Below are 313 nucleotides of genomic sequence, written 5' to 3'. Positions count from 1 at the left end.
TCGCGATCGCCGACCCGAAACTCGGTGCCCTACAAGAAATAAACGGTAGACTGGTACATCCTTTACTCCCCGGAAGTCCCGCCATAGATGCCGGAGATAATGCAAGCGCACCCGCCACAGACCAACGGGGTTTACCGCGTCCCATTGATGGGGATAACAATGGCACCCAAATTGCCGATATCGGTGCCTTTGAACTACAAATCAATCAACCGGAAATCCAAGTATTAGACAACACTACCGATATTCCCGATGACAGCACAACCGCAATAGATATCGGAACCACCAGCGAAGGGACACCCGTTAGCAAAACCTT

The 313-nt window shown here is 51.1% G+C and carries 1 protein-coding gene; it reads left to right on the top strand.

The window, feature by feature from the left end:
* Nucleotides 1-313, top strand: a 313-nt coding sequence (locus AC0QH1_RS02430) for a choice-of-anchor Q domain-containing protein (protein WP_324629198.1), incomplete at both ends; no start/stop codon positions are given.

This window comes from Phormidium sp. CCY1219, from assembly GCF_055795085.1.
Note: the sequence above shows the minus strand (reverse complement) of the source record. Positions and strands in the feature narration are given on the sequence as shown.